The organism is Cnuella takakiae (assembly GCF_001953305.1).
In the GTDB taxonomy this organism is placed as follows: domain Bacteria; phylum Bacteroidota; class Bacteroidia; order Chitinophagales; family Chitinophagaceae; genus Flavisolibacter; species Flavisolibacter takakiae.
The window spans coordinates 2,694,415-2,709,238 of sequence record NZ_MTFE01000010.1 but is presented as its reverse complement, the minus strand read 5'-3'; the positions used below and the strand labels follow the sequence as shown (position 1 = coordinate 2,709,238).

Here is a 14,824-nt window from a genome sequence, read left to right as displayed (position 1 = left end):
TACGGCAAAGCCCCTGCACTGATGGAGGGGCTTTGGTTGTGATGTATTGGCGGGAAGCCTTACGATCCTGGATAAGTGATGGTCATTGCCTTTACACCCGCTTTGGTAGGTGTGAGCACGGTACCGGACAGGGTAACCTTGCCGGCGTCTGCTTTGGTCATTACCCAGTTAAATGCAGGGAAGACATTCAGGCGGGCAAACAGCAGCTTGATGCCGGTGGAGTCCGTCAGGCGTACCGTCCAATCCTTTGCTTCAATCTTATCGGGCAGGGTGTACACATAAGGATCGGCGATAGTGCCGGTGCCAGTCTTGGTGCCGCCAAAGAGCTTTACCAAAGTATCAGGTGCAACATCCAGGATTTCCCAGTTTACGCGCATGGCGCCACTGGTGCGGTTAGAAATTACCGGGTCGGTTTTTTCCTCCACAAAAATATCTGTGGTTTCGCCCTGCTCATTGGCGATCGACATGGAGCCGATGGATGTGGAACCCAGTTCGGTAAATGCAGTTCCGAGACCGCCATCACCGGCAAGGGGTGCCAGTTCTACTTTTGCAAGGCCTTGGGAGTAATTAGCCATTTTGGATATGCTTTAAAGAGTTGTAAATGTTGTTATGGGTTGAGTGCGTACACCCGCACCCGGAAATTGATGTAATGATTGTCGCCTTCATCGTCCTTTATCAGGCTTTGTGCTTCGATGCTGTAGTCCGTTCCATCCTGGTACCAGCTTTTGAGCGTCTCAACGGCCATATCAGCCAGCTCGGAGAGCCTTGCCGTGTTGGGCTGCAGTTCGGGGCCTTGGGCGCCAATGGTGAGCTTCAGGTCGGGTACAAACACATTGATGTTGATCAAACCCGTTTGCACCTGTTCTGCGCTTACCGGAAGGGAATTGATCACAACAGCCTCACCTGCCCAGCCTTTCGGCTTTTGGTATTTGAACACGCTACCACTTACCACCTGGGCCAGCTGGGAAGCCTTTACGCGCTCATATGCCTTATCGACAAAGTGTAGTGTTGTTTTCATCTTCCCTCAGCAGTTTTCTTAGTGATCCTTTCCATTGCTTCCTTCAACCTGGCCACAGCTGCTGGTGCTGATCCACTTAAAACATCATAGCCTTTGCTTTCCACTGCTGCAGCGTAATCCATGCCGGCTACAGCTATGAGCACATACCCTTTCGGGTATTTAAGAGCCAGCTCTGCGAGAACTCGATCAGCACTTGCTTTTCCACCTTCCCTTGGGCCGGCGTAACGGATTTGCTGGCCGTTTTTCATGATAATGTAACCAATAGAGTTGCGCAAATCTGAGCTCTGATCTTCGTATGAACCATCGGTTCTTGCATCGGCAATGAAGTATTCGCCTACACTTTCAAGGGCAGAAATAACCTTAGCCTCGATTTCTGCCATGCGCCTTTCCAACTCCGCCCTGATCTGGGCATTGTTGAACTTAGGTGTTATAGCCATGCCCTTGCATTTAACTGGCCCCGGGAAAAGCGTTTAACAGTACCTGTGAATATCTCCGGATCCTGGCCATCCCTTTGGATGGTAACCGTTACCGAAGCCCCTTGCGGAAGCTCCGGGCACCTTTGCGGCAGGTAAACAGCGGAGGCGTAAGAGATCAGCGCCCCGTCCACACCCATGATCTGCGCATTGCCGGAAGCAGGCTCACACCTGCAGGAGCTTTGCACTGCCTCACCCGCCACACCTTCCACCCAGTTGCCCTGGCCATCGCGGGTAGCGGTAGCGGAGGGCGTAAAGGATATCAGGTCGGGGTATTGGCTTACCATGGGTTTACGGCTTTGATTGTTGGCGCTCCGGGATCAGCAACGTTCCACTTGGTATAGATGGCAGCAATACGGGCCTGGATAGCACCCGCATCGAAGCGAACCGAATACCCGCCCTCGCTAACAGACGGCCGCGCAAGCGCCTTTGTAAGAGCTGCCGCAACGGCCATATCCACTGCCTGCTCATGCACTGCTGCACTGTAGGTAGCGGAAGCATCAAGGCCCTTATCGGAAAGGATCTTGCCCGCAAGTGTATTACTTACCGGTACGTCTTCCATTTCTGCGATAAAGGCCTGAATGATGGTCATGCTAGTAAAAGGGGGTTATCCTTACAGGATTGCTTTGAGCAGGTACACACTGTCGATGGTGGTGAACGCAGGGAATGCGATCAGCTCCGCCTTGGTATACTCGCCAAAGGGTTCGTTTTGCTTCCACTTGGAGATCAGCGCACGGTTGTAGTTGGCATACACTACCTGGGGAATCGGCGAAATGCGCTCGATAGAAACGGCATTCTTGATCTCACCAAGCTGGCCGGCGGGCACAAACGACACGACGCTGGTATCGAAGGGGTTTACGGTAGTGATAGCGCCGTCTTTCTCTACACCGATCTTGCGGTTTACCAGCTCGATCACAGGCCAGCCGTTGGCAGCCAGGAGGCTGTTTACAGCTTCCAAAGAGATCAGCACGTTGCCGGCTTGCTTGGTGCCCATAGCGTTACTCACCAGGCTCTTTACCTCTGCGATCTGGATGAACTTCCACCACAGGGAAACATCCATCAGCATCTTTTCGAAGGTGATACCACGGGTAGACGCTGCCTGCACGATGGCAGGGATGTCTTCGCTCAAGGGCTTTGCAGAGGCTGCAGTTGCCCAGGTAACAGAAGCATTCACCTTGTTGCCGGCAGGCATCAACAGGTCGATATCGTCATACACCAGACCGTCGGGGTTGGTGGTGGCGTCTACCTTCACCTTGCCGGTTGATACAGCCTGCAGGCACATCATGTCCACACGGCTGTCAACGGAATCACCAACACGCTTGATATCGCCGAACATGAAGTCCAGCAACTGGCGTTGCTTGGTGGCATCATCTACGCCGGTAAGTGATTGCAGGGTCAGGAAATCGCGGTAATCGCTTTCCGACATTTTTACCTTTTCAGAGATTTTGGCAACCTCACCGCTGTACTTCTCAAGGGCGGGGCGGCTACGCAAGGGCGCAGCGGCATCGGTGGAGATTACAGAGGCGGCAGCTTCAATGCGGCTGCGGCCAATGGCGCTTGTGTAGGTCAGGCCCATCTGCGGGGGCGCAAAACCAAAGTATCGGGTGTACCAGGGCTGTGCAAACTGATCGAGCGAACGGTCGATCATCAGCTGCATGCGGTCTGCGTAAGCCCCGAAAATAGATTTAACTGCGGTACTCATTGTTTAGTTCCTCCGTATACGTTTTTCGGGGTTTAGAATGAATTGGAGAAGGTGATGCGGGGCATCTTGGCCTTAAGGGCTGCAGATACTGCAGGTCCACGGCGGGCGTAGATGGTACCGGCGATCACTACATCGAGGGTGGCACCTACTTCGATCTTCACATCCTCATACAGGAGACCTGCGGGGGTGTCGGTGTCGGCGGTGGTAGGCTTCGCCTTGCGGGTAGCCTCATCGATTACGATGGCGGTACCGGCGGCAATGGTGTTGCCCAAAGTAAGGCCAGTAGTATCCAGCACAAAACCACCTTGGGCGGTCTGGTCTACCTTCTGCCATACGGGAACGCCGCTGGAAAAAGTTGTTTTAACAGGTTGAAGTCCCATTGTTTGAATTAAGTTTTATCTGTTTTTTTGCTTGGACCGGCCCATGCGTCGATTGCGGCATCTACGGCAGCGGTTGTAGCTGCAGGAGTGCCAGCGATGGGCGGCTGCCCTCCGGTAAGAGTGGTGGCGTTGGTTTCCTTCTGGAAGTCCGCAAAGTCGGCAGCGATCGTATCCACGAAGCTGTCAAATTCATCGTCCTTAGAAGGAAGGGGGCGGCCACGGTAGAAGGATTGCGGCACGGACTTCAGCTTATCATGGCCCTGCAGGCGCTGTTGCATCGACTGGGTACGGTCCTTGGTTTCAAGTGCCGATACTTTGTCGAGCAGTGCTTTTGCCCAGGCTGGGGTGTCGTCCGTTTGGGTGGCACCTTGCTGGTTGCTCTGCTGGCCTTGCTGTTGCTGATTGTTTTGCTGGGAAGATTGCTGCTGGTTGTTCTGCTGCTGTTGGCGGTCCCGTGCGGCTTTTGCCCGCTGGTAATCGTCAAAGGCTGCGATCTCCTGAAAGGGTTGCACCTCGTTCAGAAAGTTCAGCTGCTCATCAATCCCTGCTTCGTCCGTGATCTTCGCGCTCAGTTTGTCCGCAATGGCGTCCAGCCTGGCTTGTGATAGGTTCACGCCTGGGAAGAGTTCCTTCAGTCGTGCTTTGATCTTGTCCTTCATGTCCTTGTAAAGAGCTTTGTTTCAATTCCAAAGCTATACAGGGCATATGTGGGCTTTTTTGTGATGGGTATAAGACCGACGCTTCTTACATTTAAGCTATGCTACAACGTGCCGGTGATTTTGACGAATGGGAGCTTGCAGAGGCTGCAAGGAAGTACATACCGATTTACAAGAAGGGTGAAGTGTGTAAGGTGCCCTATAAGGACCTGCCCACAGGAAAGGTGAAGCATGTAGAGTTTTACCTAGTGGATGGCCAGTGGCTGTATGTGGATAATGATCAGGAGGAATAAAAAAAGCTAAAAACTAATTATTCATATGATTGTAAGACTAAGCCTTTTAGATCGCAAGGAATCATTGCAGTACACTATTTACAGTGATGTTTATATTGGAACCAGTAATGGGTACAAACAAGTAGGTACAAGCAGATTGTTCAAAAATGACAAAGGGAACTTCGTTGCAGAACTTAGTCTAACAGAGGCTGTTGATTTGGATTATTTTTTTTATTACCGAGGCGCAACTGACAATGATGGGGTTTTTATTTTTTCCGGCATTGACTTCTTTGAGAATCAACAAAAAAACACAAGTCCCACGAGGCTTAGGGAGATGATTATTGAAGGGTAGAGTAACATTAGCTATTATTCTACATATTGCGGATTATCCTGCATCCAATAAGGCTCACTACCCCACCCTTTCACCCGCTCCCGGTTCTTTTCCAGCCATTCGCCAAGGCCAGCCGGGGGTGTTTCTATCTTTTTCACTTCCGGCGCCTCACCCAAGCCAAGGATGGAGTCTTCATACTTGTCGTACTCCGCATCGCTCATCTGCACGGCAACGGCATGGCAGAGACATTGGGGGTGCCAGCCTGACCACTTAAACTCTTTTGGATACTTGCCCTTCAACTCATCGCAGATATCGTAAACAGGGTGGTTATTTGATAGCCTGATCTCAATGCCTGTCACAAACGGGATCTGCTGCCAGCGTACGTGATCAGCAGTGCGGTAGGCCATGTTTTGTTCCGTCCTGGCTACGCGAAGTGCATTCTTATAGGAACTACGGTACACACCCCTACCCGGCTTATAGTTCCGGGCAGCCTCCGACAGCTGGAGCCTGCCTTGGTGGTCGCGCACCCGACGAAAAAGGCGATCCGGCTCATTGAGGTACTTACGCAGGTCACTGGCCATGGCAGTGGCACTCTTACCTTCCGACACACCCAGCCCCAAAGCTGCTTCCATCTCCGTGCGGAAGTTGTCCAGCGTGTTCCATACCCGGTCGGACAGGTTCAGGCCATTATCCGTGCGCTCCACAAAGGCACGCCGTGCCCCGTCATTAGCATCAAAGAGTATCTGCTTGGCAGCCTCGCTCGGTTTCCTGCCTGCAAGCCTTCTATCCACCAGGATATCGTTCTTTTCGCTACTCAGGTCCCATCCCAGGTTGATGCCGTTGATGGTTGTGGCATACACGGATGCATGCAGGCGCTGGATGATGCGGCTGATGCGATTGGAAAGGCCGGGATAATCTGCCAACTGGAAAACGGTACCGTCTGCAGCCGTGATGGTAGAGGCAAGCGGTGTCACTTCGAGGATTGCGGACTCGAAGGCCTGGCGGATCCTGCGCTCGGTGTTTCTAACCGAGCGCAGATGCTCTTGTTCATATTGATCTTGCAGGTCGGGCATGTTAATAAATTCGCATTACAAGTAGAATGATCAGCAGCCACAACAAGACACCTAAAATCAGCGCGGCTATTTTGTATTTGTTCCATTTCATTGAGGCATTTTTTAAAACGAACCGCATGGATTTTCAAGCTTATCAATAATCGCGGCTGCCTCCATTCGCATTTATAATGCCACTAATTCTTAAGGATAGCATATGAACTATCCTATTATGAAGTTTCTACCGCTGATCATCAAGGGTGTTTCCGGCTGCTGTTCAGGTTCGGTATAAACCGAGTAGGTGGCCGCATTCATTATGTCTGCCGCTGCACGGTAGCCAGCATCGCTTTCATGCAGCCCATCTACAAACAGGCTGTCTCTATTGGACAAGGCTTTAAAAGCGGTGTACACATCAATGTAGATAGTACCCTTTGCGAGTGCTACCTGCCTGATGGCTTCATTGTATGCCTCATGGCGTGAAACAGTGCCGTGAGTGCCGTAACCTGTCGGGGCTATGTAGTTTACGGTGGGCAAAATAATATCGGCATAAGCCCACCCCTTACTGCTAACCGCATAATCTACCACCTCCGAGAGCTTTGTCTGAAAGGCTGTAGTGGCGTAGCTTGCCGGGTTGCCTCTCAGGTCATTGGAGCCAAAGGCAATCCATAGCTTGCCAAACTCGGTCCCTTTTGCCGGGATAGTTGTTTGGTCAAAGGGGTTGGTGCCGCCAACATTTTGCAGGTACATGCCACTTACCCCATAGTTGTACTCCACGCCGTTGCTTTCGCTGGCATGGAGGAAAGCCCACCGCTTTGTATAATTGGAGGCGCCCACGCCTGCCGTGCGGCTGTCACCCATGAACGCAACCCTTTTACCTCCGTAGTTTATTGCCATGTTATGCCAGTTTAGAAGCGGTGCCTTGTGCTACGATTTCAATTGCAGCAATGTTCACCTGGTCAAATACAACAGTGTGAAGTATGGTTATTTGCCCGTTACTCACTACAACGTTGTGGCTGCGTATCAGGGCTTTGTTGGCCGCTCCTGCTGTGCCGTACACGTTCAGGTTGGTATCTACCGCCGTTCCGTTGATGGTAACATTCACCCCGTTTGCATTGGTGTTGAATGACCGGTAGTGGATATGTACCGTGTAGTTGCCGTTCAGAATGGATGGGAAAGAGTGTGTGATTGCATTGGATGTTGCAAAGCGTACAGATTTATAGGCATCCTGATAAGAAGTGCCGGTAACTGCGCCTGCATCCGTGTAGGTACTACCACCTGAAGCGTAGGTATCCGCTTCAAACACTTGTCCGTTGAAGGTGGTAGTACCTGAAGTAAGGCCCACATCCACAAACTTGGAGGTTACAGCGCTTGCAGATGCAATTGTTACACTTATGTCATCAGTTTTAGTTCCGCCTGCATTATCAGTTACCGTGCACCGGAAAACGTAAGTGCCGGCAACCATCCCCGTTACATTGGTTGTTGCAGCCGAAGGGCTTGCAATGGTTGGTGTATTTGGACCGCTTACCCGGGTCCATGCGTAAGAGGCAATTGTGCCATCGCTATCGGAAGCCGTTGCAGTAAGTGTAGTCGAAGTGGTGCCGCTGGCTAAATTCTGATCGGTACCACTGTTTACAGTAGGTGCAACATTTGAACTACCTCCACTATTAGCCTGAATAAGGGCAATCAGGTAGCTATCCTTAAAACGGAAAAGACCCGTTCCCGCCTCAATTTCGAACTGTGCCCCGCTAAATGGAAAGCCGGGCAAGTAATCCGGGTCAATGGTGCTACCATCACCAATCTTCCCCAGAATAGAGGATGTTGTTTCAGGCGTACCGCCGGTACCATCATCCTCTAAAAAAAAAACCTCATCTCTGAGTTTGTCTGCGATCTGTGCGGCAGTGCCGGTGAACGACACATCGTTGATGGTGATGGTATCGCTTGCCACAAAGTCAAGGTCGTTGCCATTCTCCCGCAGGATCACCTTGCTCCCTTGCGTTTGCAGCTGGTCCGGTGTGCCGAAAAGGGAAATGATCTCGCCCCCATTACGCTGGTAGGTAACACCACCGGTTGTCTTTTTGATGATTATCGTTGCCACTGTATATAGGTTGTTTGCTTGGTTCGAAAAAGGGCCCACCGGGTGGCAGGCCGTTTACATTAATCACTAGCTTTCTCGCTGGCCACTACCTTTTCGGCTTCCACCAGCACTACAGGCTTCTCTTCGTAATTCTTACCGGCATGCTGGGCGATAATGGCCTCAGCCTGCTCTTTGGTCATTGTGGGCTCTTTGGCCGCTTTCTTCTCTGCCATATGATAGGTGTTTAAATAACTGCTCTCATCTGCCTGTCGAGTCCGGAAGGCAGGGTATCGGCGCTCTCCTGCTCTTTTTGCATCCGTTCCCACTCCGCCTCCGGATCACTCACAAGGGGATTGAGGCCTACAGCCGTCTCCTGGCTCATGATCGGCCGCTCACCGCTCAGGGCATTGGTAAGGGTCTGTACCGCTTCCAGTTCGTTCTTGGGAACGAAGAAGGTAAAGCGGGGCGTGATCTCCATGCGCTCGGCAGGCTTCAGTGCGGGGTTATTCATAACCGCCCATGCCTTTAGCAGCGATATGCGGCGGGACACGCCCGGGCCAAACACCTCTTCCGTCTTGGCTGCCTTCATGTGGGCGGGGAGGAACAGCATCTTAAGGGCTACACCCGAATAGTTGCCAAGGCCTTTCACCTGCTCTTCGCTCAGTCGGGGTGTCATGGTGTTTAAGAAGATCTCATCATCGAGGGTCTTCTTTTCCAGTTCCAAACTGGCAGGGGCATTGTCCCAGGTCATCATCTTTACATCACCGCCACCTTTCAGGGTCAGCACCTTGCCGTCTTCCCCTTTATCTGCAAACTTTTCGATCTCACCGCTTGCTACCATAAAAGGGAAAGCGAAGTAGGCGTTGTTGTCCGCATGCCGGGACATCAGCATTTCCTTTTGCTCAATCAGCCGCTGCACATCCCGCCACTCCGTATGCTCTTGGGTGTGGTATACCACCGGTATCTTGCCGAACTGAGCTTTCTCTGGCTTAAACTCCCACGCTTCGCCATTCTTTTTGCCCAGGTAGTAAGTTGTATCAGTATAGATATCAAAATGCTCTTCCTTTTTACCGCGGGCAACGGTAACCAGGTAGCCCCGGCCAAAGGCGATCATATCGCCGTACATGTTCCAGATGGGAATGAGCGTATCACCAAGGGAGGGCGCCAGGAGCTTAACCCGCAGCTTGGAGGGTGTACCGTCATTGGCGGTACCATCCCAGTAGCCTTCCGGTGCCTTTTCGCTGTGCCACAGTTCCGCCACCTCGCACTCCGATTTAAGCATGCGCAGGATCTGCTTATCAAGGGTTGCAAGCCTGTTCTTTTCGGTAGTGATATCCAGCACCTCCTTGAGGCTCTTCTCAGCACCTTCCTTTGCGGCCGCCACGTATTGAATAGGATTGCCCACGGCCATCATAACTGCATACTCTACGATCAGCTTTTGCATGGGCACCGGCAGCTTTGCCCGCTTGACGGGCGGACCATCGGAAACAATCTTATCAGGCCTGTCCATAACCTCATGGAGCAAGGGGTCGTACTGCTTTTTCAGCTTTTCGTATTCGTAATCAGCCCTGCCGGCTTTGATCTGTGTCACCAGCTTGCCGTAGTCTTCGAGGCCTGATATGATTTGTTCCAGTTCCATGTTTAAAGGGGATAGTAGTTATCTGTTTTGCTCCGTTTTACGGTGCCGTCTATGTCTGCCACCGGGTAGAAGGTGATGGCCAGGCTGTCCTCTTCGTCGGGAGACTTGCCGATGCGCTTTTTGAGGTCGTCCTTGCTTTCCAGCTCTATGGAGCCGTCCGATCGCATATTCCATTTGAGGTCTGTTAATCCACGGTAGTCGGCTCCCAGTGGCAGCATGGCATTGGACCCATTCCGTGGGTTTAGCCAGTCGCGTACCGCCCAGTAGAGGTAAGAGCGCATGTTTTTGAAGGTGTACACGCCGGTAACATCTTTGTAGGGGTTACCGAGACCATCTTTGGCAGCCTCGCCTGCTTTGACAGAGAACACGCCTTTGATGTCTAACTCCAGGAGGCGGGAGTACACGCCGGCACCTTCACCAATGGTATCAATGAAGGCCTGCGGGTACACACCGTTGAAGGTGTTGGTAACTGCTTCCAGCTTTGTCTTGGTAAGCCCTGCCACCTGCATGTGGTTGGCAACGCCACCGGATTGGATCAGGTCGAACTTTTCCACGTAGTCGCCATATCGGTGGCAGAAAGAAGATGAGTCGCGGCCCATGCCGGCCACATCGACACCCAGCCGTAGTGGCTTCATAGGGTTGCGCTTTCCTTCCTTCCACCGCTCCTGGGCTGCTTCGATCCATTCGAGGGGCACAAGGATGTCCTGTGCGGTTTTGGGCGCCATACCGCGCACCTTAACGCGAAACAGGTCATTAGGCCGATAGCAGTGTTTTCCGGTTTCGTTCTGCCACCAGAAGTCGCCTTCTGTTTCCAGGAAGTCGGAAGGCGCAATGATCTCGCACCAGTCCTTTACCCGGGCATCCACCCACTGCCAGTCAACCTGGCCGGGTATGTGGGTGCTATGGTAGGTCGCTTCAGTGATCTCGCCGCGTACAACCCGGCCCCAATTCACCACGTTGGGTGCATTAAGGCTATCGAGGCGGAACTTTGCCCACTCGGGCTTTTTCATGGCATTGGCGGCATAGCCGGTGCCGGTGTTGTCGTTGAAGACTATGAGTAGGCGGCTATTGCCCTGCAGGTTGCCCTCAATGGCATTGAATACCTCCTCAGACATACCGGAAGCCTCCGTAACGGCAAACATTACATTTACGGCATGGAAGCCCGTCCAGGCTTCTGTGGCTTTATCATCGGCTTTAAATCCGGTAAGGAACCATTCTTTGTCCTCCATCCGGATATCGTACCCAGTGAGGCGGCCGGGCAGGTTGAAGCCACGCTTGCGGGCACGGCTCACCAGCTTTACCACTTCAGGGTACATGATGTTGCCCACCTGGCGGTCGGTGGGCGCAGTCATTGCCACCTTTGTGTTACCAATCAACTCGCCTGTGTCGTTCCATTCTGGGGTGAGGTAAAGGAAGCAGGAGACGGCAACAGCGGTTACGAAGTCCTTACCTCGAGCGGTACCGGACTTAACCACCGTCTTTGGGTTGTGCTGTACCGATCGGAGAATTGCTTTTTGCTCTTCATCCAGGTACACGCCAAAGACCTCTTCAGCGAAGACGCACCAATCCTGCAGGTGATCATCCACCTGCTCCAGCCCAAGCTGCTCCACTTCCTGTATGGTGAGGTCGGTTGTCAATTACCAGCTTACTTTTACCAGTTTGCGCTGCTCAAGTGGGTGAACAAATTCATTAACAGAAAAACCTTTATCAAGCAGGGTTTTAACGACATCAAATGACGGAGGGCAGCCAAACAAAACAACCTCGTTAAAGCCCTGCCAGGCTGCGGTATGTATTGTATCCATAGCCATTTTTAAGCTTTCAGACCGCTTACTTTCGGCCAACCTTCTTGCCTGTTCGGCATCTTGCACCATTGGTGCCTTTACTTCGCCTAAACTCATATGCTTATTGTTGATTTGATTGTTTCATCTTCCGCTGTTTCAGCAGATCGTAATACCCCTTGTTCAGGCTCTCGCCGTCCGTGGTGATGTCCTTCTTATCGGTGAGGCCCAACTTGCGAGCAACAATGTTGGCATTGAAAGCGCCCACGGTGGCCCCTTCCAGCTGCTGGGTGGAGATCACTTCGCGTATGTGTGTAGTGACTGCGAGAAAACCTTTTGCCTCTTCATCGCCCTTCTCTTGTAGTCTCTTCTCGAAGTCCAGAATAAACCGTTCGCTCACATGGCAGTAAATGCCCAGTCCTGACAAGCTATAAGGCCTTTGAGTCGGTATGTCAACCATCGTCACCAGCACCTTTCCCCTGCCCTGTTTCTTCTCGTAAGGCTTCTTCACCTGCTCTTTCTTCATCCATGGGTTTTCATCACACCAGGCGAAGTATTCGTATGCGGCATCCAATAGCAGTTTCGGGGATGCAAACAGCTTATCCTGCCCATGCTTTGAGCGGAGCTTCCAAAACTGATTGCCTTTAGGTGCTCCCAACTTCCCCTCCTTTCATTTTAGCCATGATGCGCTGCACCCTTTCGCCCATTCCTTCGAAGTTTGTTTGCTCCCAGAAGATCACCTGGCGTATTGCTACGGACACATTCGACTCTTTCATTGCCAGCAGTTTGGCAAGGGCTATAGAAAATCCTGATTGGTCCTTTGCTGAAATGAGTTTGCGGTGTACGGTGTACAGGTGTGGTTTGTAAAGCCGGAGTGCAATGCCGATGAATACACGGCGCTGGTCGGTGGATAGTTGTGCTGTCCTTTCCGCCTGCTTGAACTGCTCCAACAGTAGCGGGAGTTTGGAGAGGTCTGTTTCCACTGGCGGGAGGTAGTTATCTGCAAGCATCTGGGCTGCGAGGTCGGGTTGATAGAAGGCCAGGGCCTTACCGATTATAAGCAGTTGCTTGCGTCCGTATGATGATGATGCTTGCATGCTGTTCAGGTAAAATTAGCATGCTTGGGAAGGGGTTGTTGCATTCGACGGTATTCCGCTACCGGTGAGGTACATGCAACAGAGTTGAGTGAGGGTTTTGGCACCGATACGGGTGCGGGCACGGCGTAGCGTGCTTTCGATGGCGTCTTCATTCTTGCCCACTTCGTGTGCTATTTCCTTGATGGTAAAGCCGGCTATGGCAAAGGAAATGAGCAGGCGCTCAAACGAGGTAAAAGTCATGGATGGTAGCTTATCTGGTGGATTAATAAGCTACAAGAAGTAGAACAGTGTTGTAAAGGTAAGAAAAGAGGTGTGGATTGACAGCTCATCATTATTGGGCAATAATGGAGTACTTGGAAGAAAGAATCATCCTTTGAGCTATTTTTAGCCTAAGTAAAACAGCACCCTTTTCTATATACCTTTTAACCTTATGATAGAAAACTTGGCCGATACCCTATTTGCCCTCATGCCTCAGCCTGCTTTTTGGATGACACCCGTTACAAACGAAGGCGGAGAGATTACCGACTTTGAATATAGATACTGCAACTTAGAGTTTTATGAATATACCCGGATTACACCCGAACAGATAATAGGCAAATATGTTTCCTGTAGCCCTGTTATATCCAATCAAGAGTCTAGAAAGAAGCTCATTGGCGAGTTGCTGAATGTTTATACAACTGGAAAAAAAACAATCGCAAGGATAAACAACCCTGACCTAAACCGGTATTACAGCTACACCCGGAACAAGGTTAGTGGTGGTGTGCTCACTGTGCTCCAGGATCGTACTGAAGAGCACCTATTGATACAACAGATGGAAGAACAAAAGAGGTTTATGGATAACCTTCTGCGTTATTCTTCTAATGGAATTACCGTCGGAGAGGCCGTCAGGGACGAACAGGGCCAGGTAGTAGATGTTCGGACTATCACTGTAAACGATGCGGCTCTAAAGCTTACTGGTATTTCCAAAGACATTTACCTTTCAAAAACTGGAGGAGAAATAGACCCAGGCTTCCTGCAATCTTCTTATTATAAAAAATGCCTGCATACGCTGGATACAGGCGAGGCCTTTATTACCCAATATAACCTGTTGCCAACAAACAGGTGGCTGGAGGTAACCGTATCAAGAATGGATGAAAACCGGCTGATCCACAACTTCACAGACATCACTTCCATCAAAAATGCACAACTCGCAATGGAGCGCTCATCTGCTCAATTGGAGGATATTATCAACAGAACCCAATCTGGAATTTTTACCCTGGAACCGGTGTGCAATGAAAGAAGCGAGGTCATTGACTTTCGTTTTGACGTGGTCAATAAAGCACTTGCAGCTTATGTTAACCAAGATCCGGAAGCACTTAAAGGCGAGTTGGCAAGTAAGTATTTCACCTCCTACCTTACAAATGGGCTCTTTGATATTTACAAAGCATCTTTTGAAAAAAAGCGGCCGAATCGCTTTGATTTCCACTATAAGAGTGAAGGTATTGATGCCTGGCTAGACATTCAGTGTACCCATTTTGATGGGGGATTGCTTGTCACCTTTACGGATTACACACCAATCAAGCAATTGCAATTCCAAATTGAGCAAAAAGTAGAGGAGCTCGACCGATCAAACAAAAACCTGGAGCAGTTTGCCTATGCAGCCTCCCACGACATGAAGGAGCCAATAAGGAAGATTCATTTCTTTTCTGATCGGCTTAAGGTGCGGCTTGCAGAAAAAATGGACGGCGAAGACTTCCGCATGTTTGAAAAACTTGAAAGGGCAAGTAAGCGCATGTCTACCCTGATTGATGACCTGCTTGCTTATTCCCACGTAGCTGAAGGGGTGATCGAGGTGGAACAAATTGATCTAAAGAAAAAGATGCAACTTGTCTTGGAAGATCTTGAGCTAGAGTTACAGGAGAAGCATGCAATTATCAATGTGGGCGCCCTTCCAATTGTAAAAGGAAATCGTAGGCAGTTTCAGCAGCTGTTTCAAAACCTGATCAGCAATGCCATAAAATATAGCAAAGCTGGCCAAAAACCAATAGTAAATATCAACGCCCAGATTGTTATTGGGGGCAAGGTTAAATCAGACTTGCCGCTGAATGAAAGTGGGAAAGCATACCACCTGTTGGAAGTGCGTGATAATGGTATAGGTTTCAACCAGGAGGATGCCGAAAGAATCTTCAATGTGTTTACAAGGCTCCATGGAAAAGCAGAATACAGTGGTACTGGAGTAGGCTTATCCATTGTCAAAAAAGTTGTAGAGAACCATAGCGGCTACATTTGGGCAGAAAGCACGCCGGGTGAAGGATCAACCTTTAAAATTCTGCTGCCAACGGAAGATGAGTAGAAATGCTTGCATTGCACACCCTT

At 50.8% G+C, this 14,824-nt stretch carries 21 protein-coding genes; 3 read left to right on the top strand and 18 right to left on the bottom strand.

The window, feature by feature from the left end; all coding sequences use genetic code 11:
• Positions 1 to 59: 59 nt before the first annotated feature.
• Genes BUE76_RS11880 through BUE76_RS11845 form a run of 8 tightly spaced genes read right to left on the bottom strand, consistent with a single transcriptional unit; the run spans position 60 to position 4,232 of the window.
• Positions 60 to 575 carry a hypothetical protein gene (locus BUE76_RS11880; RefSeq protein ID WP_073040145.1) on the bottom strand — a complete coding sequence of 172 codons (516 nt, stop codon included), beginning with the start codon at positions 573 to 575 and terminating at the stop codon, positions 60 to 62.
• Between the two features lie 32 nt (positions 576 to 607).
• Entirely contained in the window at positions 608 to 1,018 is a 411-nt protein-coding gene (locus tag BUE76_RS11875) for a hypothetical protein (protein WP_073040147.1), read from the bottom strand.
• Positions 1,015 to 1,455 (bottom strand): hypothetical protein, encoded by a 441-nt coding sequence (locus BUE76_RS11870; RefSeq protein WP_073040150.1) that lies wholly within the window; start codon positions 1,453 to 1,455, stop codon positions 1,015 to 1,017. Before BUE76_RS11870 ends, BUE76_RS11875 begins: the two co-directional genes overlap by 4 nt.
• A complete protein-coding gene (locus tag BUE76_RS11865; protein WP_073040152.1) occupies positions 1,446 to 1,778 on the bottom strand; it encodes a hypothetical protein in 333 nt (110 codons plus the stop codon). Before BUE76_RS11865 ends, BUE76_RS11870 begins: the two co-directional genes overlap by 10 nt.
• A complete protein-coding gene (locus BUE76_RS11860; protein ID WP_073040154.1) occupies positions 1,772 to 2,083 on the bottom strand; it encodes a DUF6706 family protein in 312 nt (103 codons plus the stop codon). The genes BUE76_RS11865 and BUE76_RS11860 overlap by 7 nt, the downstream gene beginning before the upstream one ends.
• 21 nt (positions 2,084 to 2,104) lie before the next feature.
• A complete protein-coding gene (locus BUE76_RS11855) occupies positions 2,105 to 3,193 on the bottom strand; it encodes a major capsid protein (protein WP_073040156.1) in 1,089 nt (362 codons plus the stop codon).
• Positions 3,194 to 3,225: 32 nt separating this feature from the next.
• Positions 3,226 to 3,573, bottom strand: a complete 348-nt coding sequence (locus BUE76_RS11850; protein WP_073040158.1) for a hypothetical protein — start codon at positions 3,571 to 3,573, stop codon at positions 3,226 to 3,228.
• Positions 3,574 to 3,581: 8 nt separating this feature from the next.
• A complete protein-coding gene (locus BUE76_RS11845; RefSeq protein WP_073040160.1) occupies positions 3,582 to 4,232 on the bottom strand; it encodes a hypothetical protein in 651 nt (216 codons plus the stop codon).
• A gap of 98 nt (positions 4,233 to 4,330) precedes the next feature.
• Here BUE76_RS11845 and BUE76_RS11840 point away from each other — a divergent pair, with 98 nt between their 5' ends.
• Positions 4,331 to 4,522, top strand: coding sequence for a hypothetical protein (locus BUE76_RS11840; RefSeq protein ID WP_073040162.1), 192 nt, complete (start codon positions 4,331 to 4,333; stop codon positions 4,520 to 4,522).
• A gap of 25 nt (positions 4,523 to 4,547) precedes the next feature.
• Positions 4,548 to 4,853, top strand: coding sequence for a hypothetical protein (locus tag BUE76_RS11835; RefSeq protein ID WP_073040164.1), 306 nt, complete (start codon positions 4,548 to 4,550; stop codon positions 4,851 to 4,853).
• 14 nt (positions 4,854 to 4,867) lie between these two features.
• Here BUE76_RS11835 and BUE76_RS11830 read toward each other — a convergent pair whose 3' ends face one another.
• The 10 genes from BUE76_RS11830 to BUE76_RS11790 all read right to left on the bottom strand — a co-directional run bounded on the left by BUE76_RS11830 (position 4,868) and on the right by BUE76_RS11790 (position 12,709).
• On the bottom strand, positions 4,868 to 5,905 hold the full coding sequence (locus BUE76_RS11830) for a hypothetical protein (RefSeq protein ID WP_073040166.1): 1,038 nt from the start codon (positions 5,903 to 5,905) through the stop codon (positions 4,868 to 4,870).
• Positions 5,906 to 6,103: 198 nt separating this feature from the next.
• Positions 6,104 to 6,775: an SGNH/GDSL hydrolase family protein gene (locus tag BUE76_RS11825; protein WP_073040168.1), complete on the bottom strand. Its 672-nt coding sequence runs from the start codon at positions 6,773 to 6,775 to the stop codon at positions 6,104 to 6,106.
• A 1-nt stretch (position 6,776) separates the two neighbouring features.
• A complete protein-coding gene (locus BUE76_RS11820) occupies positions 6,777 to 7,976 on the bottom strand; it encodes a PKD domain-containing protein (RefSeq protein WP_073040170.1) in 1,200 nt (399 codons plus the stop codon).
• 59 nt (positions 7,977 to 8,035) lie between these two features.
• Positions 8,036 to 8,188, bottom strand: coding sequence for a hypothetical protein (locus BUE76_RS24510; protein ID WP_158069964.1), 153 nt, complete (start codon positions 8,186 to 8,188; stop codon positions 8,036 to 8,038).
• 11 nt (positions 8,189 to 8,199) lie between these two features.
• Positions 8,200 to 9,594 (bottom strand): phage portal protein, encoded by a 1,395-nt coding sequence (locus tag BUE76_RS11815; protein ID WP_073040171.1) that lies wholly within the window; start codon positions 9,592 to 9,594, stop codon positions 8,200 to 8,202.
• Between the two features lie 2 nt (positions 9,595 to 9,596).
• On the bottom strand, positions 9,597 to 11,231 hold the full coding sequence (locus BUE76_RS11810; RefSeq protein WP_216820660.1) for a hypothetical protein: 1,635 nt from the start codon (positions 11,229 to 11,231) through the stop codon (positions 9,597 to 9,599).
• Positions 11,232 to 11,492, bottom strand: coding sequence for a hypothetical protein (locus tag BUE76_RS11805; protein ID WP_073040172.1), 261 nt, complete (start codon positions 11,490 to 11,492; stop codon positions 11,232 to 11,234).
• Positions 11,493 to 11,496: 4 nt separating this feature from the next.
• Positions 11,497 to 12,030 (bottom strand): terminase small subunit, encoded by a 534-nt coding sequence (locus tag BUE76_RS11800; protein WP_073040173.1) that lies wholly within the window; start codon positions 12,028 to 12,030, stop codon positions 11,497 to 11,499.
• Positions 12,017 to 12,469 carry a hypothetical protein gene (locus BUE76_RS11795; protein WP_073040174.1) on the bottom strand — a complete coding sequence of 151 codons (453 nt, stop codon included), beginning with the start codon at positions 12,467 to 12,469 and terminating at the stop codon, positions 12,017 to 12,019. The genes BUE76_RS11800 and BUE76_RS11795 overlap by 14 nt, the downstream gene beginning before the upstream one ends.
• Before the next feature lie 15 nt (positions 12,470 to 12,484).
• A complete protein-coding gene (locus tag BUE76_RS11790) occupies positions 12,485 to 12,709 on the bottom strand; it encodes a helix-turn-helix transcriptional regulator (protein WP_073040175.1) in 225 nt (74 codons plus the stop codon).
• 190 nt (positions 12,710 to 12,899) lie between these two features.
• Here BUE76_RS11790 and BUE76_RS11785 point away from each other — a divergent pair, with 190 nt between their 5' ends.
• A complete protein-coding gene (locus BUE76_RS11785) occupies positions 12,900 to 14,801 on the top strand; it encodes a PAS domain-containing sensor histidine kinase (protein ID WP_073040176.1) in 1,902 nt (633 codons plus the stop codon).
• The last annotated feature ends 23 nt before the right edge of the window (positions 14,802 to 14,824 follow it).

Coding starts and splice junctions, on each gene's coding strand:
- BUE76_RS11785 (WP_073040176.1), top strand. CDS start 12,900: ATGATAGAAAACTTGGCCGATACCCTATTTGCCCTCATGCCTCAGCCT.
- BUE76_RS11860 (WP_073040154.1), bottom strand. CDS start 2,083: ATGACCATCATTCAGGCCTTTATCGCAGAAATGGAAGACGTACCGGTA.
- BUE76_RS24510 (WP_158069964.1), bottom strand. CDS start 8,188: ATGGCAGAGAAGAAAGCGGCCAAAGAGCCCACAATGACCAAAGAGCAG.
- BUE76_RS11850 (WP_073040158.1), bottom strand. CDS start 3,573: ATGGGACTTCAACCTGTTAAAACAACTTTTTCCAGCGGCGTTCCCGTA.
- BUE76_RS11840 (WP_073040162.1), top strand. CDS start 4,331: ATGCTACAACGTGCCGGTGATTTTGACGAATGGGAGCTTGCAGAGGCT.
- BUE76_RS11795 (WP_073040174.1), bottom strand. CDS start 12,469: ATGCAAGCATCATCATCATACGGACGCAAGCAACTGCTTATAATCGGT.
- BUE76_RS11855 (WP_073040156.1), bottom strand. CDS start 3,193: ATGAGTACCGCAGTTAAATCTATTTTCGGGGCTTACGCAGACCGCATG.
- BUE76_RS11815 (WP_073040171.1), bottom strand. CDS start 9,594: ATGGAACTGGAACAAATCATATCAGGCCTCGAAGACTACGGCAAGCTG.
- BUE76_RS11865 (WP_073040152.1), bottom strand. CDS start 1,778: ATGGTAAGCCAATACCCCGACCTGATATCCTTTACGCCCTCCGCTACC.
- BUE76_RS11875 (WP_073040147.1), bottom strand. CDS start 1,018: ATGAAAACAACACTACACTTTGTCGATAAGGCATATGAGCGCGTAAAG.
- BUE76_RS11845 (WP_073040160.1), bottom strand. CDS start 4,232: ATGAAGGACAAGATCAAAGCACGACTGAAGGAACTCTTCCCAGGCGTG.
- BUE76_RS11870 (WP_073040150.1), bottom strand. CDS start 1,455: ATGGCTATAACACCTAAGTTCAACAATGCCCAGATCAGGGCGGAGTTG.
- BUE76_RS11805 (WP_073040172.1), bottom strand. CDS start 11,492: ATGAGTTTAGGCGAAGTAAAGGCACCAATGGTGCAAGATGCCGAACAG.
- BUE76_RS11825 (WP_073040168.1), bottom strand. CDS start 6,775: ATGGCAATAAACTACGGAGGTAAAAGGGTTGCGTTCATGGGTGACAGC.
- BUE76_RS11880 (WP_073040145.1), bottom strand. CDS start 575: ATGGCTAATTACTCCCAAGGCCTTGCAAAAGTAGAACTGGCACCCCTT.
- BUE76_RS11830 (WP_073040166.1), bottom strand. CDS start 5,905: ATGCCCGACCTGCAAGATCAATATGAACAAGAGCATCTGCGCTCGGTT.
- BUE76_RS11790 (WP_073040175.1), bottom strand. CDS start 12,709: ATGACTTTTACCTCGTTTGAGCGCCTGCTCATTTCCTTTGCCATAGCC.
- BUE76_RS11835 (WP_073040164.1), top strand. CDS start 4,548: ATGATTGTAAGACTAAGCCTTTTAGATCGCAAGGAATCATTGCAGTAC.